The following is a 24,930-nucleotide window of genomic DNA, read 5'->3' as shown; positions in this document are numbered from 1 at the left end:
TCGTGACAGTTGTTGAAAGTCGCTTTGGGTGCGAGTCGCGGCGTTTGCAGCAATGGCCGGGGCGGTGTCGCCCCGGCTAGTCGGTCGTGTTCGGACAACGCCTGCATTCCACTCGCTAGAGCCGCATCAAGCGGCCCTTGCAGGTGTTATAGCGGCGACGGTCCACCGTCAGGATCGTGGTACGGCTGCTCTCGCAGCGCCAACTGGCCGTAGTCAGGCGTGATCGTGATCGTCCGTTTGGCGTCGCAGACATTGAGGTACACACGGTCGCCCGGCTTGAATCCGAAGATCTTGAAATTGATATCGATCGCCTTCATCCACGGCAGGTACGGCCAGCCTCGCTTGGGAAGGTCCGGGTAGTTGCGCAGGACCAGCTCAAACGTCTTCTGCATGTTGACGGGTTTGTTCTTTCTGCGACGTGGCTTAGTATTGGTGTCAGCCATTTCCGACTCCTCATCTGAGTTGGTGGTGGTCAGCGGGTCGTATGGGTTGCCGCCCATGCGGCCCGCGCTTTTTTGTTGCCTCGGGTTTCCCCTTCTTTCTCCCCTCTTCGCTGGGTCTTGTTGGGCAAGACGGCTTTCTTTCGACCATCGGGCGGAGGGGACTGCGGGGGGTGTCAGGATTTCCGTGTTCAAGGCGGGTGGAGTAATTACACGGAAGGCCGAACGAATCGATCTGCGTAAAGGATAGCGAATTGGTTCATGGCCGTCTTCCAGTCATGAGCAGCGCTTCCCCAATTCGCGGTGATGTTGCGCAAGGCCAGCCAGATGAGTTTGGTGGCGGCCTCGTCGGTCGGGAAGTGACCACGGGTCTTGATGATCTTGCGCAGTTGCGAGTTGATATTTTCAATCGCGTTTGTCGTGTAGATGTCGTGTAGATGATCTTGCGCACACCCGGCGGAAACGCAAAGAACGGGATCACGCGATCCCAGGCGTTGCGCCACGCGCTACTGACGGTCGGGAATTTCTGACCCCACGGACCATCCGCAAACGCATCGAGTTCGGCCTGAGCGGCTTCCGCGCTGGGAGCGGCGTAGATCGGTTTGATCGCGGCGGCCAATCCGCGGCGGTCTTTCCAACTGGCGTAATCGAGGCTGTTGCGGATTAGATGGACGATGCAGGTTTGCAGCGTCGTGGCCGGAAACACTACCGCCAGCGCTTCGGGCATGCCCTTAAGACCATCAGTGACCGCGATCAGGATGTCGTGAACGCCGCGCGTCTTCAGATCGTTGAACACCTTCATCCAGAATTTGGCACCCTCGGTATTCTCGATCCACAGGCCCAGGATCTCCCGGGTGCCGTCGGGCAGCACGCCCAGCGCCAGGTACACCGCCTTGTTGCGTACGACGGCGTCTTCACGAATCTTGACCCGCAGTGCGTCGAAAAACACGACCGGATACATCGGCTCGAGCGGTCGGGCCTGCCAGGCCGTCACTTCGGCCATGACCTCGTCGGTCACGGAGCTGATGAAGTCGGGCGAGACCTCGGTACCGTACTGTTCCAGCAGAAAGCCCTGGATCTCGCGTACGGTCATGCCTCGGGCATACATGGCGACGATCTTGTCGTCGAAGCCGGTGAAGCGCCGTTCGTGCTTGGGAATCAGGATGGGTTCGAAGCTGCCGTCGCGGTCACGCGGCACCTCGATGCGGATCGGCCCGTCTTCGGTCAGAACCGTCTTGGCCCCTTTGCCGTTGCGCTGATTCGTGACGTTGGCCGGCTTGGCAGCTCCGGCAGGGTAGCCGAGATGATGGTTCATCTCGCCGCCCAACGCACGCTCGATCAGCGCCTTCTTGAGCGCCAGCGTCGCGGCATTGATGGCTTCAGCCGTCATCGGACCGTTGCCGAACTGTTCAAGCAGCTCGGCCGGAATCGCCGGCAGAACTGCCGGCTGGGCTTTCGGTTTGCGAGGCATACACTCTCCTTGGGAGCATGTTATGCCTTAAACACAAAATTCCTGACAGGCCCGGACTGCGGTCAACTTCCGATGGCGAGAAGCAAGGCTTCATGACCAGTGTAGTCGGGCTGGCATCTCAGAAATGATGAAATGAGGGGGATTGGCCGTTAGGCATAGGGTATTCTGAACACAAGACGGATGTTACGAGTTCGTCCGGTTACGCAACGACACCCGCTTCGCAGTCGCGTTCGCGCGAATGTAGCAATGAGGGCCGCACGACGCGGCCCTCATTGTTTATGCTGGTCCAACCGTGGAACCGCCCTCTCCAGTCCAGCTCACTGTGGTCGGACGTGATGATGACCATTGGGAGATTGCAATTGACATCAAGATAAACGGAATCATCAAAGTCAACAGGAAATTAAATAATTAATTTTATTTCTTGTACAAATCATTCAGTTTTTTTGCAACAAAACCATCCCTATCAAACATAGACGCCCCACCACCAAAGAAGAAATCGCTAATATCGAAATATATCTCCTTCTCCCTCCCACCATCGTCGTCAAGCTTAACCAGCAAACAATCGAAATGAATTTTCGACGAATCATATTCCGCCCCATTCAAGCGATCCAAAGTTGTCAGAGATTGACGAATTAAGGTGAATTCACCGTAGTTATGCCGAATCCATTCGTACTCAGCCCGAACACCAATCCGATGAGTATGCGCATTGACTTTTACGACATCCATAGTCAAACTTCGCATTTTCTCATCATATGTAACAACCTCCTCCCCAACCTCAAAAACAAACTGATTAGAATTATCTAGGCTTATTTTTTTATTTTCAGATACCTTCTTTTTAGGTTTTAAATCACCATCCTTCCCTGATTTTTCTCCGTTGTTTTGAACTTCAACATAGGCGCGCACAACTTGAATTGCGAATGCGACCGCATTCCGAGTAGCAGACTTCTGCTCGGAGTGCTTAACCTCTTGTGCCCTTGCGTCTGTAGCTTGCGGCTCTCCCGAATCAGCGACCGCCTTAATCCAAAGACACTGCTCACCATCGAGCGCCGAATAAAATCCGAAACCTTCCATATCATATGCAGCAGCATCCGGAAAGGTCTTTTCGATAAACTTAACGAGCTGACTGGTCGGATTTTCATTTTTAGAATTCGCACTCGCCAAGCCTTTATCAACAACCACCTTGTAGTCAAGCTCACTCGTTTCACTCAAAATTCTCGCAAGCCTATAAATTCCATTGACAACCCTATTACCATGGGGGCGAATCTGAACTCCCTTTTCAGTCACCCTTGTATGATCAAAACTAACAACTTCATTAGGTACTATGACCGTGCCCGCCGGATATTTCCTAGAGGGCATCCCCATGCACATTCCAATCATAAATGTAACGGAAGGTTTTAGCGCTCGAACTAAATTTGAAGAAGCCACCGCCGACTCCACTTGCCCCTGATACGAAAATCCCGCAAGCTGCCATTTTGTAGACGTCTCAGAATCAATGAACTCGATCGCGAAATCACCCAATCCATCTATATTTATTTTTTTCCCAACGCCGAACTCTTCAGCTAAATACTTATTTGTAGCCGAAAACTCCGAACTCGCCGCCACAACACAAAGAACCGACTTAATATTCTTCATCTTCTTCATCGAAATTCCTTTAATTATCAGCCAACATACAAGCCGCAATAACCAGACTCAAAATACAAATACCCCCACCAATAAACATTAATTTTTACAACCAATCCGCCATTATAGCAAGCAGAGATACGCAATCAATACAACTCATTCATTTAACCAGAGAGCATCACGAGATGAACATCATTTCTCGCGAAACAATTAACACGCACCGAACGCAGATGACCGAAATCTGAACAAGACTGATACCCGAATGACGCGACAGCACAAGTCACGAGCGACGATAATTGACGAATCCGGTCATCGAGGCTTCACATTCACGCAAGGAAAAGAATCGCGTAACTAACATACTTACGGCAACAGTTTATTGAATTTTCCGTATAACCCGAGAACTCTGTGGACTACACCTTATTGAACAACCGTATCGACCATCGCTTGCGCTTCGGACACAAACTGTGAATAGCGCCTCTGTTTGGGCAATCGCTGCGCGAAACAGGCTGGCCGATGCTCCTCCGCCAAGTGCTCCGCACTGCAAGCGACAATCGTCGGCAACGTCGCGTCCCTCCACAGGATATAAGCCCGTGCGCCCGGCTTGATCTACACCATCAACGTATTCGGCCCATCCGGCATCCCGTCCTGGCTGTCACCCAGCAGCAATGCTTTCACAACCGCATCAGCCGCCCTTCTCTTCACCGGCAATTCCGCAAACCGAAACTCCGCAGTGTCGCCACCCAGGCCTTCAAAAGCGGAACCGTCGTCAATCCTCCCGTCTTTCGACTCCATCCGGCCCGGGTGTCATCCCGTTGTCGATGTCGGGGTATCCACGGCACTCCCCGCTTTTGCTGAACACCCTTTCGCCCTGATCGTCCCGACAAGCTTAACCAGCCGCGCATTCACCCCAGCCGCGTATTCTTGTTCAGATCCGCCTGATCTTCCATCCGCGCCGCTGTAATCGTATCGACGGCTTTCTTCCGATCGGCAAGATAAGAATTGGTAGGCGACGCAATCACCTTCGCCGCCACCGCGACGAGCACCACGGCCCCTCGATCTTCCACTTGGAAATGCGTTTCGTTTTTATAAGCGTTATGCAATCCCGCGCAACCATGCAAAAACGGCTGCCGTGAATCCACGACAGCCGTCCCTCAGAAACGCCCTATTATAAATCGCGAATCAGACTTTACCCATCCACCTTAAAAGCCGAAACCAGCTTGGTCAATTCCGCCGCCTGCTGCTTCAAACTCTCCGCCGCCGCCGCGCTTTCCTCGACCAAAGCCGCATTCTGCTGCGTCATCTGATCGAGCGACTGCACCGCATCCCCGATCTGATCGATCCCGGCACTCTGCTCCAGGCTAGCCTCGGCGATCTCGCTCATCATCGCGCTAACACCTTGAACCTGCGCAACAACATCACTCATCACCTTCCCCGCCTCGCTAACGAGCCGCGACCCGGCACCAACCGTCCCCGCGCTATGCCCGATCAGCGATTTAATCTCCTTCGCCGCCTGCGCACTACGCTGCGCCAGATTCCGCACTTCCGAAGCGACAACAGCAAACCCCCGCCCCTGCTCTCCCGCCCGCGCCGCCTCCACCGCAGCATTCAGCGCCAGAATATTCGTCTGAAACGAGATACTGTCGATCATCACGATGATCTCGGAGATCCGCTGCGATGCGTCGCTGATCTGCTCCATCGTCGTCACGACTTCTCCCACAACCTGCCCACCCCGCGCCGCCGTATCCGCCGCGCCATTGATCATCTTCGCCGCGGTAGTCGCCGTCTCGGTGTTGTTACGCACCACGGCCGTGATTTCTTCCATCGACGAAGCCGTCCGCTCGAGGTTGCTCGACTGCCCTTCGGTGCGCTCGCTCAAATCCGCATTCCCCGAAGCAATCTGCGCGGACCCAGTCGCAATGGAAGCCGAAGCCGCACGAATCCGATGAACGAGCGTCGATAACGACGACACGAACCGATTGAACGCATCCGACAGCTGCCCGATCTCGTCCTCGCTCTCTACCGTCATCCGGCGCGTCAAATCACCCTGACCGCTCGCGATCTCCGACAGCAGCGTCGCTGCCCGACGAATCGGCGCGGCAATGGCGCGCCCCACCAGCCAGATCACGAGCAACGCGACCCCAAGCCCCACCACCGCCGCGACCAATGCCGCGCTCCGAATCGCACGCGTCACCGGCCCGAGCAGTTCGGCCTGCGGCACCTGAACGACCACATACGCGTTCAGCTCCGGAATAAACGACGTCGCGACGAAACCCGCACCACCATCACCCTCGTAACTGAGGTACGCATACGGCTTGCCCGCAAGCAACGTCGACGACGCATCGCCCGGCAGCCCCGGCTCATCCTTCAGAAAATGCTTGCCGTCGATCAGCGACGTATCGCGATGCATCATGATCGCGCCGTCGGGACGCACGAGGTACGCAAACCCGGTCTCGCCGATCCGGTAAGCCGAGATGCCCTTCGCGAGCGCATCGACGGACAGGCTCATGCTCGCCGCGCCGATCGGCACGCCGTCGAGTTCCACGCGGCTGTTGATGAACATCATGTAGCCGCCGACGATCACCTCGCGATCCATGTTCACGTCGTACGCCTTGCCCGACGACAGGAAGGTGGTCAGCCACTGATCCTTGTCGGTCACCTTTCGCTGCAGGCCGGCTTCGTTGTAGTAGTTGCCGCTCTTCACCGACACCCACTGCACGGACGCGGCCTTCTGCTCGTCCTTCACGTTCTTGGCAAGCTGAATCCAGTTGCGCGTGCCGGCGTCGGGCTCGCCCTCGGCTTCCCATTGCAGCAGGAACGCATCGCGCGCGAGAATGCGCGACGCGGCGATCGGGCCGGCCATCTGGCGCTGCACGTCGGCGCGAATGCCGTTGACGGCGGTCGGCAACTCTTCGCGGACGACGCGCTCCCGCACCGCGTTGCCGATCAGACGGACGCTGAGCCCGCTCGAAATCGCGACGAACACGAGCAGGCAACTCGTCATGCTGAGAATCAGCTTGTTCTGAATGGAAAGCTTGCGCCAGAAATGCATGGGGAACCCTCGATAACCGCTCGGTCTGAGCCAGATTGGGTTATCGGCAGGCGGGAGCAGAATCGCATCGCTGATTTCAGATAGCGATCATTCGAGATTCGTTATGTTGTTAAAGAGCCGGCATATGCATCCGCCCATATGCACGAGGAACAACGCAAATACAAAGCGCTGATCAGTAAGCAACGAAGATCGTGACGCGCCGATTGCGCGCCCTTGAAGCCGCATCGTCTCCCGCGACAAGCGGCTGCGTATCCGCCCGCCCGATCGCCGCCAGCCGATGCGGCGCGACACCGCGCTCGGTCAGATAGCGCACCACACTTCCCGCACGCGCCGACGAAAGCTCCCAGTTCGATTCGTACTTCGCGTTCGCGATCGGCACGTTATCCGTGTGACCTTCGACGAGGATGTCGCCCATCGCATGCTCGCTCAGCGCCTGCGCAATCTGGTTCAGCACCGGCGACGAATCGGGCAGCAAACGCGCATCGCCGACGTTGAACAGAATCTTCGCGTCGATACCGATCTCGACGCCGTGCGGCGCCTTCACCAGCGAAATGCGTCCATTCGACTTCAACGAATCGAGCAACGCGAGCCACGGCGGCGCAGGATCGGACTTGGCGGCATCGCCAGCGTTAGTCGCAACACCCCCGGCCTGCCGCGCAAGCGTCTGATACCGCGCATCGAGCACGTTGTATTTCGCGAGCTGAAGCACATACAGCGCGAGAAACAGCACCATCAGCGTCGTGATGAGATCCGCGTACGAAATCAGCCAGCGTCCGGACTGCGCGCCTTCGAGTTCGTCATCGTCGCGATCGGCAGCGGATGCGCCGTCAGTTCGAGCAGTCATGCTGTCGGGAATCCGGGTTCGTCATACAGTAGAAGCACGACGGATACGAGCGCACGGACCTTACGCGAGCGATTCCGTCGCCCGCCCGCGCACATCGCCGGTCAACCGCGTCTCGATCGTATGCGGCGACTCCTTGCGCGAGATCGCGAGCAAGCCGTCGAGATACAGCTTGCGGAACCGCATCTCGCTATCGATCTGCGCACGCAGCTTGCCGTACAGCGGCAGGAACACGAGGTTCGCAAACGCGAGCCCGTACAGCGTCGCGACGAACGCCACCGCGATGCCCGGCCCGAGCTGCGCCGGTTCGAGAATATGGCTCGTCACCTGCACGAGCCCGAGCACCGAGCCGAGAATGCCGAAGGTCGGCGCATAGCCGCCGGCCTGCTGCCACACGCGCACGGCAGCGAGGCGGCTGCGTTCGTACGCATCGAGTTCGCGCTGCAACGCATCCTCGAGCACCGCGGTCGACACGCCGTTCGCCAGCAGTTCGAGCCCGCGTCGCGCGAACGGATGAATGCCGCTCACGTCCATCGATTCGAACGCGAGCAACCCGTCGAGCTTCGCGCGGTCGCCCCATTCGAGCAGATCGGACAGGTTCTTGCGATCGACCTCGCGCGCCCGCACGAACGCGAGGCGCAACTGCTTCACCGCGTCGAAGAAGCGCGCCCACGTGTTCTGGATCATCACCGCGCCGAGCGTGCCGCCGAGCACGATCACGAGCGCCTCGAACTGGAACAGCATCGAGAAATGCCCGCCTTCCAGCGCGAAGCCGAACACGATCGCCGCGCCGCCCAGCACCACACCGACCAGGGTCAACAGATCCATACGCCTCCCCGTATCACGCATCCGACGATGAAGTCGACGCGACGGACGTCGCACCGGCCGCAGGCGCCTTCGCCGCACGTACAGCCTCCAGCACGCGCTGCTCGATCTCCTCGATCTCGACCGGATCGAGCTTGAGTTCGCGGCGCATCACCCACGACACCTCGTTGCGTCGCGCCTCGGTCATCACGGAAAACAGCTTGTCGGCCACCGCGCGATCGTCGAGGTTCGCGATCAGCTTCGCGAGATCGTAGGTATCGAACGCGCTGACCACGTCGAACAGCGTGCGCTGGTCGATCCACACGAGATCCTCGAGCGCGCGCACGTCGCCGCCGCGGCGCGCGTTGCGGCGCGAAAAGTATGCGACGCCCTTTTGTTCGACGTAGCTGAGTACCTTCGATTTGCGGAACGCAAACACTTCTTCCGCGATCTCGCCGTTCGACAGCTTGTTGAGCAGCAGCGTCTTGTCGACGCCGATCAGCGATTCGAGATCGGCCAGTTCGATGAGTTCGAGTTCGCTGTTGATCGACAGGTCGAGATCGTGATCGGCGACCTGCTGCGCGCGGTCGATCACGCGTGCGGCATCGAACGTGACGACCTGGCGCGCATCCGACGAAGCCGCATAGTCGGTTGCGCCGCCGGCAACGTCGCCCTGCGCGGCTTCGATCGTGACGAGGTTGAGCTTCTCCATGCGCCGCAGCATCGCGAGCACGTGCGGCCGCGAATGGCCGGCAATCGCGCGGCATTTGCGGATCACTTCGGCGAGCGGCACCGAGGTTTCGGCCGCATGCGCCTGCATCGGCCGGCGCGCCCACGTGTCGCCCGTTTCGCGCGCATCGGTGCCGGCCATCAGCGACAGCACGTGCGCATACGACAGCACGCCCGGCATGAAATCCGCATGGGTATAGGTCGCAAGCTGGTCGTCCTTGCGCTTCACGCGGCGGATCATCGTCCGCACGATATGGCGCAGCAGCGCGGACACGCGCTCGATCTCTTCATCGAGCATGCCGGCCGGCACGACCGTGAGCTGACAGAACGAAAGCGCCTTCGCGGTATGCGCGCGCGGTTCGGCCGCGAGCAGCGCCGATTCGCCGAAGAACTCGCCGCGGCCGAGCGTCGCGACGATCACGCGCTTGTCGTCGCAGCGCGTGGACAGCTCGACCTTGCCGTCGGTGATCAGGAAGATGACGGGCTCGCCCGCGAAGCCCTCCGAGTAAATGACTTCTCCGGGCGCCGCGGTACGCGTCCACGATTGCTGACGATTCAAGTCGGTTCCCCTGCTGCGCTGGTTATTGCGGACTGCGCGTCGCCTGTCTGAAGCGTGCGATCGCGAGTCGTCCCCGTGACTCGTTTACGTCAGGGGGCGCAACATCCTTTAGGGAATTCGTCCTCGTTCTTAACCGAAATCAAGGTAAAACGTTTGCGGATTGCGTGGGTACATCGCGGTATTCATTTCGATGCGCGCGCAGGTCGTGCAATTGAAAGCGTCGCGCGCTTGCGCACTGGCCGCACAAACTAAAACGCCCCGCCGAAATGGCGGGGCGTGAACCCGATCGTTCCCGGGCAGCGCGCGAGACGACCGCGCGCGAACCGCTTACGAGCAGGCCTTGCCGTGCGATGCGTGGTAGCCCTTCGCCTTCGCGTCGGCTTCCGACATGTAGCTGCCGTGCTTCGTCTTGCCGTAGTACTTGTCGGTCGAGCAGTGATAGACCTTCGTGGTGTCGTTCGCCCACACCTTGCCCGCGCCGCCGCCCGGCGCTGCGGCCGTGGTCGCCGCCGCGCTCTTCGCGGGGGCGGTGCCCGATGCCGGGGCAGCGGAAGCGGCCGTTGCCGGCGCCGCGGCCGGTGCGCTTGCCGCGGCTGCAGCCGATGCGCCGTACCACGTCTTCACGCCTTTATGACCGGCGCAAGCGCCCTTCTTCGATGCGCCCGAGTAGAACGAACCGTCCTTGCACAGGCCGGTCGTGCCGGCCGGCGCGCTGGCCGGAACCTGCGCGAACGCACCGATCGACATACCCATGCCGGCGACCAGCGCGGCGATCAACATCGTCTTTTTCATGGTCCTCTCCTGATTTGCCTGAATGATGAAAACGTCCGGGACATCCCGGGGAAAACCACGATTACCGCACCCAGCGGCACGCGCGGTGGTGGTGATGATCGAAATGGCACACGCGGTGCGAATGCGCTTCGGCCAGTGCCGGCACGAGCACGGCGCAAGCCAGTGCGGTTGCCGTCAGGATCTTCGCGATGCGGTTCATGGTGAAACTCTCCCGGATAGGTCAGCCGGTGATCCGGCTGGTACCTCCTTAACGCCGGGTGTCGACGAACCGTGCACCGCGCCCACGCGCAATTGACGATCTTTGACATCGCATCGTTAATCGACGGTCGAAGCTGACGAACGTCTTTCTTTTCTTTCCGGTTCTTCAGCTTCGCGACCGCTTGAAATCCGAAGCAACGCGTCGCATCGGAAAGCAGGTCGCGAATTCAGCAGAGCAATAAAAAACCGCCTGAATGAAGGCGGTTCGTCGAAAACATACATTAACGAGGCACGCTATGCACCGGCCCCGCCCCATAGCGTCGGCGGCGGCACCGGCATCGCGCACGTCACCGCTTGCGCCGCTTGCCGGTCAGCAGCGTCTGCGCGATCACCGCGAGCAGCAGGAACGCCCCGCTCGCGAGATTCTGATAGTACGGGCTCAACGTGCCGACCTGGTTGATCACGTTCTCGATCACGCCGAGCAGCAGCACGCCCGCGAGCGGACCGAACAGCGTGCCGACGCCGCCCGTCAGCAGCACGCCGCCGATCACCGCGGCCGCGATCGATTGCAGCTCGTAGCTGTTGCCGGCGCCCGGCAACCCCGAATCGAGCCGCGACGCCAGCAGCGCACCGGCCAGTCCCGCCAGCGCCCCGCTCAACCCGTACGTGACGACCTTGAGCCCTTCGACGTTCACGCCGAGCATGCGCGCCGCCTCCTCGTTGCCGCCGATCGCGAACACGCCCGCGCCGTAGCGCGTGTGATTCAGCACGAACGCGGCGACGAGATACGCGACGAGCACGATCCATACGAGATTGGGGACGCCGAACAGCGAGCCGTTCGCGATCGTCGCAAAGAAGCCGGGGTTCGCGATCAGCATGTCCTGGCTCGCGAGCACGAGCGACAGCCCTTTCAACCCGAGCAGCGCGGCGAGCGTGACGATGAACGGCGCCATCCGCGCGCATGCGATCAACCAGCCGTTCATGAGCCCGACGATCAGCCCGACGCAAACGGGCGCGGCCAGCGCGGCGCCCCAACCGTACGGCGCCGCATACGCGGCGATCACGGTGCCGAGCCCGACGAGCGAGCCGACCGACAGGTCGAACCCGCCGAGGATGATCACGAAGCTCTGCCCGATCGTGATCAGCGCGACGAATGCGGCGGCCGCGACGATATCGAGCAGGTTCGGTGCGCTCAGGAAATGCGGAAACACGCGGCCGGCGATCAGGCACACGAGCACGAGGATCGCGATCGCACCGCGCGCCTGCACGAGCCGGACGAACTGCGCGCGACGCGCGCGGCCTGCATCTTGCGCGGTGTGCGGAGAGATCGGCGCGGTCGACATGTCAGGCTCCCGAGCGTTGCAGGTACAGCGCGCCGAGGATGAACGCGGCCTTCAGGATCTGCGCATACGTGTAGCTGATGTTGTTCATGATGAAACTGGCATCGAGCAGTTGCAGCAGCAGCACGCCGAACACGGTGCCGACGATCGACACGCGCCCGCCGGACAGCGGCGTGCCGCCGATCACCGATGCGGCGATCGCATCGAGTTCGAAGTTCACGCCGACGTAGTTCGGATCGCCCGCGCCGAGCCGCGCGGTGGCGAACAGGCCGGCCAGCCCGGCCAATGCACCGCTCGCCGCATAGACCGCCAGCAGCGTGCGTCGCACGGGCACGCCGGCGAGATGCGCGGCATCGCGGCTCGCGCCGACGAGAATCGTGTAGCGCCCGAAGGTCGTGTTGCGCACGACGAAGAACACGATGGCCGCGCACGCGAGCGCGATCAGCATCACGACCGGCAGCCCGAAGCACGTGCCGATGCCGACGAAATCGAACGCATCGGACGGTGGCAGGCTCACACGCGAGCCGCCGAGCAACGCCTGCGCCAGCCCGCGCGCGGCGACCAGCAACGCCAGCCCGGAAATCAGCGGATCGATGCCGAGCCGCGCGACGAGCCCGCCGTTGAACAGGCCGACCGCGAGGCCGATTGCAATCGCCGCCGCGAACGCCGCGCCGGTGCCGTACGGCAAGCATACGGCGATGATCGCGCTCGACAGCGCCATCACCGAGCCGACCGACAGGTCGATCCCGCGCGTGGCGATCGCGAGGTTCTGCCCGAGTGCGATCAGCACGATCGGCGCGGCCTGGAACAGCAGACTGCGCGCGGCGAGCGGATTCGAGAAACCGGGCGTGACGATCAGGTTGAAGACGGCGAGCGCGACGAACGCGAGATACACGCTGTGGTCGCGCGCATGCGCGAACAGCGAGCGGCGCGACGTGCGGCGGGCTCGGTCCGGTTCGCTCATCAGGTTGGCAAGATTCACGCTTTCCTCATTCTCGGGTCGATGTCGGGCGCGTCACGTCTGGTTCGCGAGCAAGGCGGTCACGTCGTCGGGGCTCGCGCCGCGCGTGGACAATTCGCCGCTCGTCGCGCCTTCATGCAGGATCACGAGCCGGTCGGCCAGCTCGAGCAGTTCCTCCATCTCCGACGACGTCGCGACGACCGCCAGCCCTTCGTCGGCGAGCCGTTTGACGAGATCGTGCACCTCCGCCTTCGCGCCGACGTCGATGCCGCGCGTCGGATCGTCGAGCAGCAGCACCGACGGCTCGGTCGACAGGCACCGCGCGATCAGCGCCTTCTGCTGGTTGCCGCCGGACAGCGTGGAGATTGGCGCGCCCGCATGCGACGTCTTGATGCCCAGCTCGCGGATATAGCGCTCGACGAGCGCCTCCTGCTTGCGTACGGAAATGAAGCCGAAGCGTGCGATGCGCGGCAGCACGCACACGACGATGTTCTCGCGCACCGACAGCTTCGAGAAAATACCTTCCGAACGGCGATCCTCGGACAGGAACGCGAGCCCCGCGCGAATCGCCCGCGCCGGGTCCGCGCCGTCGAGCGCGTGGCCGCCGACGCGCACCGCACCGCCATCCGGCTGCTGCGCGCCGAACACGGCCTTGAACGTCTCGGTGCGGCCCGCGCCGAGCAAACCCGCGAGCCCGACGATCTCCTTCGGCGCGACGCGGAACGACACGTCGCGCAGGCGCGTGCCCCAGCGCAGCCGGTCGACGGCGAGCGCCGGCTCGTGCGTCGTGTCGGCGGCGGCCGCCTCCGCCTGTTCGCGCGGGCCGTGCGCGCCGACTTCGCGGCCGAGCATCGCCGAAATCAGCGCCATGCGCGGCAGCCGGTCGGGCGTATCGCTGCGTACGACCGCGCCGTCGCGCAGCACGGTGAGCCGGTCGCACATGCGGTAGCACTCGGACAGACGATGGCTCACGAGCACGATCGCGATGCCCGTCGCGCGCAACTGCTCGACGACGCCGAACAACACCTCGACTTCCGCCCCGCTCAATGCGGAGGTCGGCTCGTCGAGAATCAGCACGCGCGCGCCGAGCGACACGCCGCGCGCGATCGACACCATCTGCTGCTGGCCGAGCCCGAGCGAGCCGACCTTGTCGGCCGGGTCGACGTCGAGCCCGTAACGCTCGACGATCTCGCGGGTGCGTGCCCGCATCTCGCGGCGATCGATCCACGGGCCGAAGCGGCGCGGCTCGTGGCCGAGGAAGATGTTCTCGGCCACGCTGCGTTCCGGAATCAGGTTGATTTCCTGGTAGACCGCGCAGATGCCCGCGCGCTGCGCGGCACGCGGGCTGTCGAACGACACGGGCACGCCGTCGACGCGGATCTCGCCCGCATCCGGCTGGTGAAAGCCGGTGAGGATCTTGATCAGCGTCGACTTGCCGGCGCCGTTCTCGCCCATCAGTCCGTGTACCTCGCCCGCACGCAGCGACAACGACACGCCGGTCAGCGCGCGCACGACGCCAAACGTCTTGCCGACGCCGTGCGTCTCGAGCACGACCGGTTTGCCGTCGGCGCCGTCGGCGTCGGGTCCGGCGGGAAGCGTTGCGTCCATCGCGCGCCTCGCGTTCGCGGTTGAGCGGTTGAGCCGTTGGCGGCCGGTGCCGGCCGATCAGTAGACGAGGTTCGCTTCGAGCGAATGCTTCGCGTTCGCCTTGTCGTACAGCGCGTCTTCCATGATCTGCTTCTGCGCGACCGGCTTGCCGGCGAACCACGCTTCGAGCGACTTGAACGCGAGCGGGCCGAAGCGCGGGTTCGTCTCGACGCTCGCCGCGGCCGAGCCGTTCGCGATCGCGGTGACGAAATCCTTGGTGCCGTCGATCGACACGACCGTCACGCCGCGCTGCTTGCCGGCCTGCCGCAGCGCCGTCATCGCACCGAGCGCCATCGTGTCGGCCTGCGCATAGACGGCGTTCACGTCCGGATGCGCGAGCAGCACCTGCTCCATCACCTTCTGCGCTTCGGTGGCCGACCAGTTCGCGGTCTGCGACGCGACGATCTTCATGTTCGGGAATTTCTTCAGGCCGTCGGCGAAGCCGTCGGTGCGCTGACTTTCGACGGTATTGCCGTAGCCGCCCTGGATCTCGGCGATCGTGGCCTTGCCGCCCGTCGCATCGGCGAGCGCCTGCGCGGCACGCTGCCCTTGCCGGAAGAAGTCTGAACCGAGGAACGTGATGAAATCCTGGCACGGCGTGCCGGCCGTCTGGCGGTCGATCGTCACGACCGGAATGCCCTTCGCGCGCGCCTGTGCGAGCGCGGGCTGCAGGCCGGTCGAATCGTTCGGCGCGACGATCAGCGCCTGCGCGCCCTGGTTGATCATGCTTTCGATATCGGCGACCTGCTTCGCCTGGTTCGCGTTCGCATTCGTATACAGCAGCCGCTTGACGCCCGCCGCCTTCGCCGCGGCGCGCACCGACGCGGTTTCGGTCGCGCGGAACGGGTTCTGTTCGTTCTCCGATTGCGAGAAACCGACCACGAGATCGGTCAGCTTCACGCTGCCCGGCTTCGGATTCGTGCAGGTCTGCGCGGAACTGGCGCCGACCTTCTGCGCGTTGTCCTGCGCATGCGCGATCGCGACGCATCCGAGCGTCACACCCATCGTCACCACGATACGTTGCAGCTTTGCACGGCTCGGCATCATCGTCTCCAAGTGTTGTGATGTCGTGATCGGCCCGCGCCCCATGGCACACCCGCGGCGACGGCGTCACGAATTAATATTATTACTCGATATTATCGCCTGCCCGACTCAGGATAATCCCGTACCGCCGAACCCGTCAGGCGGGGCCCGGCGTCCACCGCAACGTCGCCTGCAGTGACTCACCCGGCGCCAGCACGCAGCCGCCGACGAGCGACGCGGGCTCCGCCGCATTGAAGCTGTCGGTCGTGTTGGTGACGGGCTCGACGCACAGCGCGTCGGCGCCCGACGGGGCGTACACGACGAGCTGATCGAACGGCTGCTCGGCCTGCAGCACGATCCGCCGGCCGCGCTCCGGCCAGATCACCGCGGCTTCGCGGGTCCAGCCGACGAAATTGTTGTCGAGCTCGAATGCATCGACCGGCATCCCGTCGCGCAGCGCGGCGACGGCCGGATGATCGCCGACGTGGGTGGGCAGCACATCGGCGTCGGCGTGCCACATCGCGTCGACGTGCGCCTTCACGACGGTGTGCGGCGTGCGCAGGTAATACGGGTGATGGCCCATGCCGAACGGCATCGGCGATGCGCCGAGGTTGCGCGCGGACAGCGTGATCGACAGCACCGGGCCGTCCAGCCGGATCGACTGGCGCGCCTCGTAATGGAACGGCCAGTCGCCAGCGCGGCCCGTATCGGGGCGATGTTCGAAGCGCAGGTCGACCTGCGTGTCGTCGCGCCGCTCGACCTGCCACGGACGCAGCCAGCCGTGCCCGTGCAGCGCATGGCGATACGCATCGTCCGGGCCGGACAGGTCGATCGTGCGGCCGTCGAATTCGAACTTCGCGTCGCGGATGCGGTTGCAGTAAGGAAACAGCGGAAAGCTCGCGAAGCGCAGCGGATCGCCGCTCGCGAGCGCCGCGTCGGAGGTCGGGCGGAACCAGTGCTGCGGGCCGTCCGGCGCGTCGTCGTAGTACGCGGCGATCGATCCGCCGGCCCGCGGCGCGACGCGTACGCGGGTCGACCCGCTGGCGAGTTCGATCAGGTCGGTGTGGCGGGGCATTCCCATCGGCATCGATCATCCCGGGATGAAGCTGACGATCCCGCCGGCCGGCGTGCAGCATCCGGCCGCGGGCATGTGCGGCCAAGGATGGCACGGCGCCGCCCGCGTGGTCAATAATATTTGTTGATATTATTATCTCGACATCCATGTATCCGGCGCAGCACGCGTAAAGCTTGATTGCCGGCCCGAATGGCCGATGTTACCGTCGGGTCAGATTGATCCGACCCGCTGTTCATCAACGATTTTATTTGCCTATCCTGCCGAGGCCGGACCGCGCTCCTACCGTGAAACGCTCTACTCAACGTCGCCCCACGATGACCGACATCGCCAAGCTTGCCGGCGTGTCGCAATCCACCGTCTCCCTCGTGCTGAACAACGCGGCGGGCACGAAGTTCTCGGACGCCACGCGCGAAAAAGTGCTGAAGATCGCGCACGAACTCGGCTACCGCTTCCTGCCGCGCGAAGTGACGATGACGCACAGCGGCGAGCGCGACCTGATCGTCTATCTCGCCGACGAAATCTCGACGAGCCCGCACCCGGTCGTCAATATCGACGGCGCGCGCGACGCGGCCTACGCGAACGGCAAGCTGCTCGCCGTGTACTCGACCCACGGCAACGTCGACATCGAGCGTCAGGTGCTCGAGTCGGTGCTCGCGATGCCGAACCTGCTCGGCGTCGTCTATGCGACCGTCTACACGCGCAAGGTCGCGCTGCCGGCCGAGCTGCTGCGCGTGCCGGCCGTGCTGCTCAACTGCTATACGACGGACAGCGGGCTGTCGTCGATCGTGCCGGCCGAAGTCGCGGGCGGCCATGCGGCGACCGAATACCTGCTGCGCGCGGGCCACCGGCGCATCGGCTACGTCAACGGCGAACCGTGGCAGGACGCCGCGAAGGATCGCCTGAAAGGCTATCGCACCGCGCTCGCCACGGCCGACATCCCGTTCGCGCCGGAACTCGTGCGCGACGGCGACTGGGGCTCGGACACCGGCTTCGAGCAGACGCTGTCGTTGCTGCGCGAGCCGCACCCGCCCACCGCGATCTTCTGCGCGAACGACCTGATGGCGATCGGCGCGATCGAGGCCGTCAAGCATCTCGGGATGCGCGTGCCCGACGACGTTTCGGTGCTCGGCTACGACGACCAGGAAATCGCGCGACACACGCACCCGCCGCTGTCGACGATCGTATTGCCGAACTACGAACTGGGCCGCTGGGCGGTCGAGATCCTGCTGCAGGAAGAACAGAACCGCGCGGTCGGGATGCCCGTGCGCCGCCGCGCGATCAAGCTCGACGGGCCGCTGGTCGAGCGCGGGTCGGTGCGGACCGTCGAGACGGCCGCGCAATCGGCGAGCGCGTAAGCACGCCCCAGCCTCCTTCCAAACCCCACACGACGCGATGCGGCGCATGCGCCGCCCGCGCGGGTCGGCGCTCGCCCGCTGCTTACCCTCCATCGCGCCATGCTTCAGGGTAAACACCATCACTAAATTATTAGTAATAATTTCAAAGCATTTCTATACTTGCGTCGGCATCGGGCAGAACCCGGTGCCACCACACAGCAACACGACGAGACGGTGACCGGAAGCGACTGCGCGCGAACCCGCCGCGCTGCCCGCTCCGTGCCGTCCGCACATCACACGCGCACCGTGCCGCGACGCTTGCCGTCGGGGCACCGCTTCATCCGCATCGAGTCACCAGTCGTCCGCTTCTCCTCATTCATCCGGAGTCCAGAATGACTATCACGTCTCGTCTCAAGCCCGCCGCGCTCGCGGTCGTCGTATTGCTCGCCTCGTGCGGCGGCGATGATTCGTCCGCCCCGTCGGCATCCGCACTCGCCGCGCGTGCGTCCGTCGATGCTGCATCCAGCGACAGTGCCGCCACGGTCAACGCCGCCGCGTCCGGCGATTTCATGAACATGGGGCACGGCGGCCCGTCGCATTTCCCGAACCAGCTCGTCACGCTCGGCCTGCCGGGGCCGACGCCCGCGCTGCGCGTGTCGTCGCGCGGCGTGCCGCCTTATGCGCCGCCGGCGCCGCCCGTCGCGACCGACACGCAAACGCTGACGCTCGCCGATTTCGATACGTACGGCCCGGCCTGGACGAGCGGCGGCACGAACACGATCCGGATCGACGGCACGAGCACGGATGGCGCGAAGCTCGTCACCAACGCGCAGCATCCGGCGTACGGTCACGCGTCGTACGAAGCGGACGTGACGATCGGCGCCCCGGCGCCGGGCGCGACGACCGCGAATGCGGGCTTCATCGTCCACGTGACGAACCCGTCGGTCGGCACCGATGCGCTGACGGGCTACTACATCGGGCTCGACGCGGTGCGCCACGTGGTGCAGGTCGGCCGCGAGCAGAACAACTGGACCGATTTCGTCGACTACCCGGCGCCCGCGGTCGTGCCGGTCAGCACACACCACCTGAAGGTCGTCACGCGCAACAACGCGATCGACGTGTTCGTCGACGGCACGCAGGTGATCAGCATCAACGACGCGACGAGCGGCCTGACGACCGCGCTGCGCGCGGGCGCGTTCGGGCTGCGCCGCTTCGGCGCGAGCGTCGCGTTCAGCAACGTGACCGTGAGCCGCTATCCGGACGTCGCGCCGAAAACGTACGATTTCTCGCGCGTGGTGGGCGCCGTGTACAACCCGTGGAATGCCGTCAACGCGATCGATTTCTGGCAGAACTACGATCCGGCGATCGTCGACCGCGAGCTCGACTACGCGCAGACCTACGGGATGAACACGATCACCGTGTACCTGCACTACCTGAACTGGGTCAACGACCGCGACGCGTTCCTCGCGAAGTTCGACAGCCTGCTCGAGATCGCCGCGCGCCACGGGCTGAAGGTCGCGCCGATCTTCTACGACGATTGCTGGCACGTCGATCCCGCGTACGGCCCGCAGCCCGCGCCGATCTTCGGCGTGCACAACAGCCGCTGGGTGCAGTCGCCCGGGCAGTCGGTCGAGCAGCAGTACCTGCAGCCGATCGCGGCGGGCACGTCGACCACGTACAAGCAGGACCTGCAGCACTACATCGCCGATTTCGTGTCCGCGCACCGCAACGACCCGCGCATCCTGTACTGGGAGCCGATGAACGAGCCCGGCTGCAGCGGCAACGGCGCGCTGCAACCGACGCGCGCGTTGATGATGAACGACGCGCGCATCGCGATCCTGAACGCGGGCGCGACGCAGCCGATCAATTCGCCGAACGTGCAGGAGCCGGAAGGCGATTACTTCTCCGACTTCCATGCGTTCCACCCGTACGCGATCAATGCGACGACGCCCGACTACTCGCTGCCGCCGAGCCTGCTCGACAGCCTGAACTCGGAAACGCTGCAGCGCGGCTGGCCGGGCGGCCAGGCGGGCCAGACGATGGCCGGCATCGCGTCCACCTACGGCGGCAAGACGGGCTTCCTCGTGTGGGAACTGATGATCGGCCGCACGAACACCCGCTTCCACTGGGGGCAAACGGCATCCGCGCCGGCAACCGTCGAGCCGGCGACGCCGTTCCAGGGAACGCTCTACCCCGACGGCCACCCGTGGAGCACGGCCGAGGTGCAGGCGCTCGCGAGCGCGTTCAGCTCACGGCTGCGCGTGCTGAACGCGACGTACTACAACGACACGACGTTCACCACGCCGGTGTTCTCGTCGATCACGCCGCTGGTCGATTTCGACCTGAACACCGAGCGCGGCACCGATTCGCCCGATGCGTCGAAGGGAATGAATGCGACGAACTATGCGATTCGCTGGACCGGCGCGCTCGACGTTCCGAAGGCCGACAACTACACGTTCAGCGTGACGAGCGACAACGTCGCGCGCGTGTGGATCGACGGCCGCAAGGTGATCGACAAGGAACAGCCGGGGCTCGCGACCGCGAAGGGCCGCATCCACTTGTCGCAGAAGCGGAACGTGCCGATCCGCGTCGAGTACGTGCACGCGAGCGGGCCGGCCAGCATGCACCTGCAATGGTCGAGCCCGAGTGCGAGCCGCGACAATCTCGTGCGGGTCGCGCAGCGGCCGTTGACGGACGCGCTCGCGCAACAGTAGGCATGACCTGCATCAACGCCCGTGAAGCCGCAACTGCGTCACGGGCGCTAATGCATCGCCCCGCCCGCACGCGGGTTTACTTCAACCGCCCCGACAGAAACTGCCCGAGCCGCTCGCTCTTCGGATTCACGAGAATCTGTTGCGGATCGCCTTCTTCCTCGATCTTCCCCTGATGCAGGAAGATCACATGATTCGACACGTTGCGCGCGAAGCCCATCTCGTGCGTGACGACCACCATCGTGCGGCCTTCCTCGGCGAGCTTCTGCATCACCTTCAGCACTTCGCCCACGAGTTCCGGATCGAGCGCCGACGTCGGTTCGTCGAACAGCATCACTTCCGGCTCCATCGCGAGTGCGCGCGCAATCGCGACGCGCTGCTGCTGGCCGCCCGACAGGTGCGACGGATACATGCCCTCGACGCGCGGCGCAAGGCCGACCTTCTCCAGATACTTGCGCGCCCGCGCGATCGCCTCGTCCTTGCCGACGCCGAGCACGGCCATCGGCGCCTCGATCACGTTCTCGAGCACCGTCATGTGCGCCCACAGGTTGAAGTGCTGGAACACCATCGACAGCTTCGTGCGCATCCGCTGCAGCTGCTTCTGGTCGGCCACGCGCAGCGAGCCGTTGCGGTCGCGCGTGGTCTGGATCGGCTCGCTGCCGATCGTGATCTGCCCCGAGCATGGCTGCTCGAGGAAGTTGATGCAGCGCAGGAACGTGCTCTTGCCGGAGCCGCTCGAGCCGATGATGCTGATCACGTCGCCGGCCTTCGCCTTCATCGACACGCCCTTCAACACCTCGTTGTCGCCGAATTTCTTGTGCAGGTTGTCAACGGTGAGCTTGTACATGCTTGGTCCTTCCTTGCTGATCTTGCGAATGCGTTAATGGCCGCGCGGCGAGAGGTACGCGAGCCAGCGCGTCTCCAGCTTGCGGAACGCCCAGATGAGCGTGAACACGACGGCGGCGTACAGCACGGCTGCGATGCCGTAGGCCTGGAACGACATGTACGTCGCCGAATTGACGTCGCGCGTGACCTTCAGGATGTCGGGCACGGTCGCGGTGAACGCGAGCGTGGTCGCATGCAGCATCAGGATCACTTCGTTGCTGTAGCTCGGCAGCGAGCGGCGCAGCGCGGACGGCAGGATGATCCGCGTATACAGCTTGAAGCGCGACATCCCATAGGCCATTCCGGCCTCGACCTCGCCGGCCGACGTCGCCTTGATCGCGCCCGCGAAGATCTCCGTCGCATACGCGCATTCGTTCAGCACGAACGCGAGCAGCGTGCAGTTCATCGCGTTGCGGAAGAACGTGTCGAGCAGCACGTGGTTGTGCACCACCTGCAGGCTGTAGATGCCCGTGTAGCACATCAGCAGTTGCACGTAGAGCGGCGTGCCGCGGAACACGTACGTATAGAGCCACACGGGGCCCGAGATCCAGCGATTCGACGATGCGCGCGCGATCGCGAGCGGCACGGCCAGCGCGAAACCGAGCACGATCGACACGACCAGCAGCCACAGCGTGATCGCGAGGCCGCTGAAGCGGTAGCCGTCGGTGTACAGATAGCTTTGCCAGTACTGGCTGACGAGTTCGATCACAGTGCGAGCCTCCGGACGCCGACGGAATAACGCTTCTCCAGACGATGCAGCACGAGGTTGGACACCGTCGTGATCGCGAGGTAGATCGCGCCCGCGGCCAGCGTGAAGAAGAAGAAATCGAGCGTGCTCTTGCCCGCGTCCTGCGACGCCTTGACGATGTCGGCGAGGCCGATGATCGACACGAGCGCGGTGGCTTTCACGAGCACCTGCCAGTTGTTGCCGATGCCGGGCAGCGCGAAGCGCATCATCTGCGGGAACAGGATGCGGCGGAACACGCGCCAGCCGCCCATCCCGTACGCGAAGCCCGCTTCGAGCTGGCCGCGCGGCACCGCGAGGAACGCGCCGCGAAACGTCTCGGTGAAATACGCGCCGTAGATGAAGCCGAGCGTCACGACGCCCGCCACGAACGGGTCGATGTCGATCTGGTCCCAGCCGAGCAGGTCGGTCACGTTGTTCAGCAGGATCTGGATCCCGTAGAACAGCAGCAGCATCAGCACGAGATCCGGCACCGCGCGGATCAGCGTCGTATAGAAGGTGCCGACCGCCTTGAGCATGCGGTTGGTCGACAGTTTTGCGGCCGCGCCAGCGAGCCCCAGCACGAGCGACGCGGCGAGCGACAGCACCGCGAGCTTCACGGTCTCGACCGTGCCGGCCCACAGCAGCGGGCCAAATCCCTGGAAAATCATGTCAGCGTATCCCGATCCGGAAAAACGAGCGGCGCAGCGCGACCGGAGCCGCGTGCGCCGCAAAAGCGTCAGCCGCCGTAGACGTCGAACGCGAAGTACTTCTTCTCGAGCTTCTTGTACGTGCCGTCCTTGATGATGTCGGCGATCGCGTGGTCGAGCTTCGCCTTCAGGTCGGCGTCGTCCTTGCGCAGGCCGATGCCCGCGCCGTTGCCGAGCGTCTTCGGATCGTCGATGTCGCCGCCGGCGAACTGGAAGTTCGCGCCGCGCGGCGTCTTCAGGAAGCCGATGTCGGCCTGCACCGCGTCCTGCAGCGCCGCGTCGAGGCGGCCCGACATCAGGTCCTGGTACACGCCGTCCTGGTTCTGGTAAGGCACGACCTGCACGCCCTTCGGCGCCCAGTACGCCTTCGCGTAGGTTTCCTGGATGGTGCCCTGCTCGACGCCGACCGACTTGCCCTTCAGCGATTCGGCCGTCGGCTGCAGGTTCGCGCCCTTCTTCGCGACGAGGCGCGTCGGCGTGTTGAACAGCTTGTCGGAGAACGCGATCTGCTCGGCGCGCGCCGGCGTCATCGACATCGACGACAGCACACCGTCGAACTTCTTCGCCTTCAGCGCCGGAATCATCCCGTCGAAGTCGTTCTCGATCCACACGCATTTCGCCTTCAGGCGCGCGCAGATCTCGTTGCCGAGATCGACGTCGAAGCCGACCACCTTGCCGCTTGCGTCCTTCGATTCGAACGGCGGATAGCTGGCGTCGACGCCGAACCGGATCGTCGACCAATCCTTCGCATGGGCACCGACCGCGATGCAGGCTAGGGCAATACTGAGCGCGAGTTTCTTCATGACGTTCCTGTCTGAGGCAAGCTGGGCAACGGGCTCCCGCCGGGAACCCTTCCAACCGGCACGCCATCCCCGCGACGGCGCCCCAAGTTGTACATACAACTTTGCCTTTTCCAGGGCATCGCCAGCAATCCGTGTTTATCACTAATTGTCGGCGGATTGATATCGTGGGCCGGAAATTTCCTTAGTTTTCAATTAATTAATGATTACATCCAGCTGAAATACGGCTTTCTCGACGCGTACGCATCCCAACGGTGGACGCCGCAGATTTGTCTAGACTGCTTTTGGCGGTGACGTTGGCAGCCGGCAACCGTTTCGCGTCCGACAAGCCGGCAGCCGGACTGCCGTTCCGTCAGCAGATGGCGGGCCGCGACGCCGCATGGACGCGCGCCGGCCGAACAGGGATGATTCCGGGAATCCGGGCCCGTGCGCTCGCGAAACCGGTACACTCGGCGCCGGGCGCGCGCCGGATCGACATTCGGCGGCGGGCCGCTGCCGACTCTCGAATCGTGATCCCATGACCACACCGATCTATCAGGAAATCAAGGACTTCATCCTCGCGCGCATTCATGCCGGCGAATGGGCGGAAGGCGACCAGGTGCCGTCGGAGAACGAGCTCGCGCGCGAATTCAACGTCGCGCGAATGACCGTCAACCGCGCGCTGCGCGAGCTGACGGCCGAACAGGTGCTCACGCGCACGCGCGGCTCCGGCACTTATGTCGCGTCGCCGAAATACGAATCGACGCTCGTCGCGATCCGCAGCATCTCCGATGAAGTCGCCGCGCGCGGCCACGGCTATCGCGCGCAGGTGCTGCAGGTCGGCGCGGCCATCGCCGACGCGAAGCTCGCCGACGAACTGCGGCTCGACACCGGCAGCCCGATCTTTCATTCGCGCGTGCTGCATTTCGAGAACGACACGCCCGTGCAACTCGAGGAACGCTGGGTCAACCCGGCCTGCGCGCCCGAATACGCGCTGCAGGACTTCACGACGACGACGCCGAACCAGTACCTGACGCGCGTCGCACCGCTGCAGCGCGTCGAATACCGGATCGAGGCCGCGATGCCCGACGCGGAAACACGCCGCCACCTGACGATGGAGGATCGCGAGCCGTGCCTGCTGCTGCATCGGCGCACGTGGTCGCAGGGGATGGTCGCGTCGGTCGCGAATCTGTGGCACCCGGGCAGCCGTTACCGGTTCACCGGGCATTTCTGATGCC

At 63.4% G+C, this 24,930-nt stretch carries 22 protein-coding genes and 1 pseudogene; 3 read left to right on the top strand and 20 right to left on the bottom strand.

What is annotated here, in order from left to right; translation table 11 throughout:
* Positions 1 to 146 precede the first annotated feature (146 nt).
* The 16 genes and pseudogenes from CFB46_RS22620 to CFB46_RS22555 form a co-directional block, all read right to left on the bottom strand.
* A complete protein-coding gene (locus tag CFB46_RS22620) occupies positions 147 to 443 on the bottom strand; it encodes a hypothetical protein (RefSeq protein WP_089502304.1) in 297 nt (98 codons plus the stop codon).
* A gap of 206 nt (positions 444 to 649) precedes the next feature.
* A pseudogene (locus tag CFB46_RS22615) lies at positions 650 to 1,911 on the bottom strand (IS256 family transposase).
* Between the two features lie 414 nt (positions 1,912 to 2,325).
* Positions 2,326 to 3,552, bottom strand: coding sequence for a hypothetical protein (locus tag CFB46_RS35430; protein ID WP_143751649.1), 1,227 nt, complete (start codon positions 3,550 to 3,552; stop codon positions 2,326 to 2,328).
* 585 nt (positions 3,553 to 4,137) lie between these two features.
* Positions 4,138 to 4,323: a hypothetical protein gene (locus tag CFB46_RS36570; protein ID WP_227789715.1), complete on the bottom strand. Its 186-nt coding sequence runs from the start codon at positions 4,321 to 4,323 to the stop codon at positions 4,138 to 4,140.
* Positions 4,324 to 4,433: 110 nt separating this feature from the next.
* Complete coding sequence (locus tag CFB46_RS36565; protein WP_227789716.1) at positions 4,434 to 4,670, bottom strand: hypothetical protein; 237 nt, start codon at positions 4,668 to 4,670, stop codon at positions 4,434 to 4,436.
* Positions 4,671 to 4,717: 47 nt separating this feature from the next.
* A complete protein-coding gene (locus tag CFB46_RS22600) occupies positions 4,718 to 6,580 on the bottom strand; it encodes a methyl-accepting chemotaxis protein (RefSeq protein WP_089501350.1) in 1,863 nt (620 codons plus the stop codon).
* 172 nt (positions 6,581 to 6,752) lie between these two features.
* The gene (locus CFB46_RS22595; protein WP_089501349.1) at positions 6,753 to 7,424 is read right to left on the bottom strand and encodes an OmpA/MotB family protein; all 672 of its coding nucleotides are present in this window, start codon (positions 7,422 to 7,424) and stop codon (positions 6,753 to 6,755) included.
* Positions 7,425 to 7,484: 60 nt separating this feature from the next.
* Complete coding sequence (locus tag CFB46_RS22590; protein WP_089501348.1) at positions 7,485 to 8,249, bottom strand: flagellar motor protein; 765 nt, start codon at positions 8,247 to 8,249, stop codon at positions 7,485 to 7,487.
* A 13-nt stretch (positions 8,250 to 8,262) separates the two neighbouring features.
* Positions 8,263 to 9,513 carry a Crp/Fnr family transcriptional regulator gene (locus CFB46_RS22585; RefSeq protein ID WP_089501347.1) on the bottom strand — a complete coding sequence of 417 codons (1,251 nt, stop codon included), beginning with the start codon at positions 9,511 to 9,513 and terminating at the stop codon, positions 8,263 to 8,265.
* 327 nt (positions 9,514 to 9,840) lie between these two features.
* Positions 9,841 to 10,305 (bottom strand): DUF3761 domain-containing protein, encoded by a 465-nt coding sequence (locus CFB46_RS22580; RefSeq protein WP_027782428.1) that lies wholly within the window; start codon positions 10,303 to 10,305, stop codon positions 9,841 to 9,843.
* 61 nt (positions 10,306 to 10,366) lie between these two features.
* Positions 10,367 to 10,504, bottom strand: coding sequence for an HHHH-motif protein (locus CFB46_RS36025; protein ID WP_174385987.1), 138 nt, complete (start codon positions 10,502 to 10,504; stop codon positions 10,367 to 10,369).
* A 346-nt stretch (positions 10,505 to 10,850) separates the two neighbouring features.
* A complete protein-coding gene (locus CFB46_RS22575; RefSeq protein ID WP_089501346.1) occupies positions 10,851 to 11,846 on the bottom strand; it encodes an ABC transporter permease in 996 nt (331 codons plus the stop codon).
* 1 nt (position 11,847) lies between these two features.
* A complete protein-coding gene (locus CFB46_RS22570; protein ID WP_089501345.1) occupies positions 11,848 to 12,825 on the bottom strand; it encodes an ABC transporter permease in 978 nt (325 codons plus the stop codon).
* A 33-nt stretch (positions 12,826 to 12,858) separates the two neighbouring features.
* The gene (locus CFB46_RS22565) at positions 12,859 to 14,412 is read right to left on the bottom strand and encodes a sugar ABC transporter ATP-binding protein (RefSeq protein WP_089501344.1); all 1,554 of its coding nucleotides are present in this window, start codon (positions 14,410 to 14,412) and stop codon (positions 12,859 to 12,861) included.
* 57 nt (positions 14,413 to 14,469) lie between these two features.
* A complete protein-coding gene (locus CFB46_RS22560; protein ID WP_080681277.1) occupies positions 14,470 to 15,498 on the bottom strand; it encodes an ABC transporter substrate-binding protein in 1,029 nt (342 codons plus the stop codon).
* A 133-nt stretch (positions 15,499 to 15,631) separates the two neighbouring features.
* Complete coding sequence (locus CFB46_RS22555) at positions 15,632 to 16,549, bottom strand: aldose 1-epimerase (protein WP_089501343.1); 918 nt, start codon at positions 16,547 to 16,549, stop codon at positions 15,632 to 15,634.
* 314 nt (positions 16,550 to 16,863) lie between these two features.
* Between CFB46_RS22555 and CFB46_RS22550 the strand changes: the two genes are divergently transcribed.
* Entirely contained in the window at positions 16,864 to 17,904 is a 1,041-nt protein-coding gene (locus CFB46_RS22550; RefSeq protein ID WP_027782422.1) for a LacI family DNA-binding transcriptional regulator, read from the top strand.
* A gap of 371 nt (positions 17,905 to 18,275) precedes the next feature.
* Positions 18,276 to 20,597 carry a PA14 domain-containing protein gene (locus tag CFB46_RS22545; protein WP_089501342.1) on the top strand — a complete coding sequence of 774 codons (2,322 nt, stop codon included), beginning with the start codon at positions 18,276 to 18,278 and terminating at the stop codon, positions 20,595 to 20,597.
* 76 nt (positions 20,598 to 20,673) lie between these two features.
* On the opposite strand, the gene CFB46_RS22540 is transcribed toward CFB46_RS22545, so the two are convergent.
* The 4 genes from CFB46_RS22540 to CFB46_RS22525 form a co-directional block, all read right to left on the bottom strand.
* The gene (locus CFB46_RS22540) at positions 20,674 to 21,441 is read right to left on the bottom strand and encodes an ABC transporter ATP-binding protein (protein ID WP_006482526.1); all 768 of its coding nucleotides are present in this window, start codon (positions 21,439 to 21,441) and stop codon (positions 20,674 to 20,676) included.
* Between the two features lie 33 nt (positions 21,442 to 21,474).
* The gene (locus tag CFB46_RS22535; protein WP_089501341.1) at positions 21,475 to 22,188 is read right to left on the bottom strand and encodes an ABC transporter permease; all 714 of its coding nucleotides are present in this window, start codon (positions 22,186 to 22,188) and stop codon (positions 21,475 to 21,477) included.
* On the bottom strand, positions 22,185 to 22,874 hold the full coding sequence (locus CFB46_RS22530; RefSeq protein ID WP_089501340.1) for an ABC transporter permease: 690 nt from the start codon (positions 22,872 to 22,874) through the stop codon (positions 22,185 to 22,187). The genes CFB46_RS22535 and CFB46_RS22530 overlap by 4 nt, the downstream gene beginning before the upstream one ends.
* 68 nt (positions 22,875 to 22,942) lie before the next feature.
* The gene (locus CFB46_RS22525; protein ID WP_027782417.1) at positions 22,943 to 23,716 is read right to left on the bottom strand and encodes an ABC transporter substrate-binding protein; all 774 of its coding nucleotides are present in this window, start codon (positions 23,714 to 23,716) and stop codon (positions 22,943 to 22,945) included.
* A gap of 514 nt (positions 23,717 to 24,230) precedes the next feature.
* On the opposite strand from CFB46_RS22525, the gene hutC reads away from it, so the two are divergent.
* Positions 24,231 to 24,926: a histidine utilization repressor gene (gene hutC, locus CFB46_RS22520; protein ID WP_089501339.1), complete on the top strand. Its 696-nt coding sequence runs from the start codon at positions 24,231 to 24,233 to the stop codon at positions 24,924 to 24,926.
* Positions 24,927 to 24,930: the final 4 nt, after the last annotated feature.

This window comes from Burkholderia sp. HI2761 (genome assembly GCF_002223355.1).
Taxonomy (GTDB): Bacteria; Pseudomonadota; Gammaproteobacteria; order Burkholderiales; family Burkholderiaceae; genus Burkholderia.
Note: the sequence above shows the minus strand (reverse complement) of the source record. Positions and strands in the feature narration are given on the sequence as shown.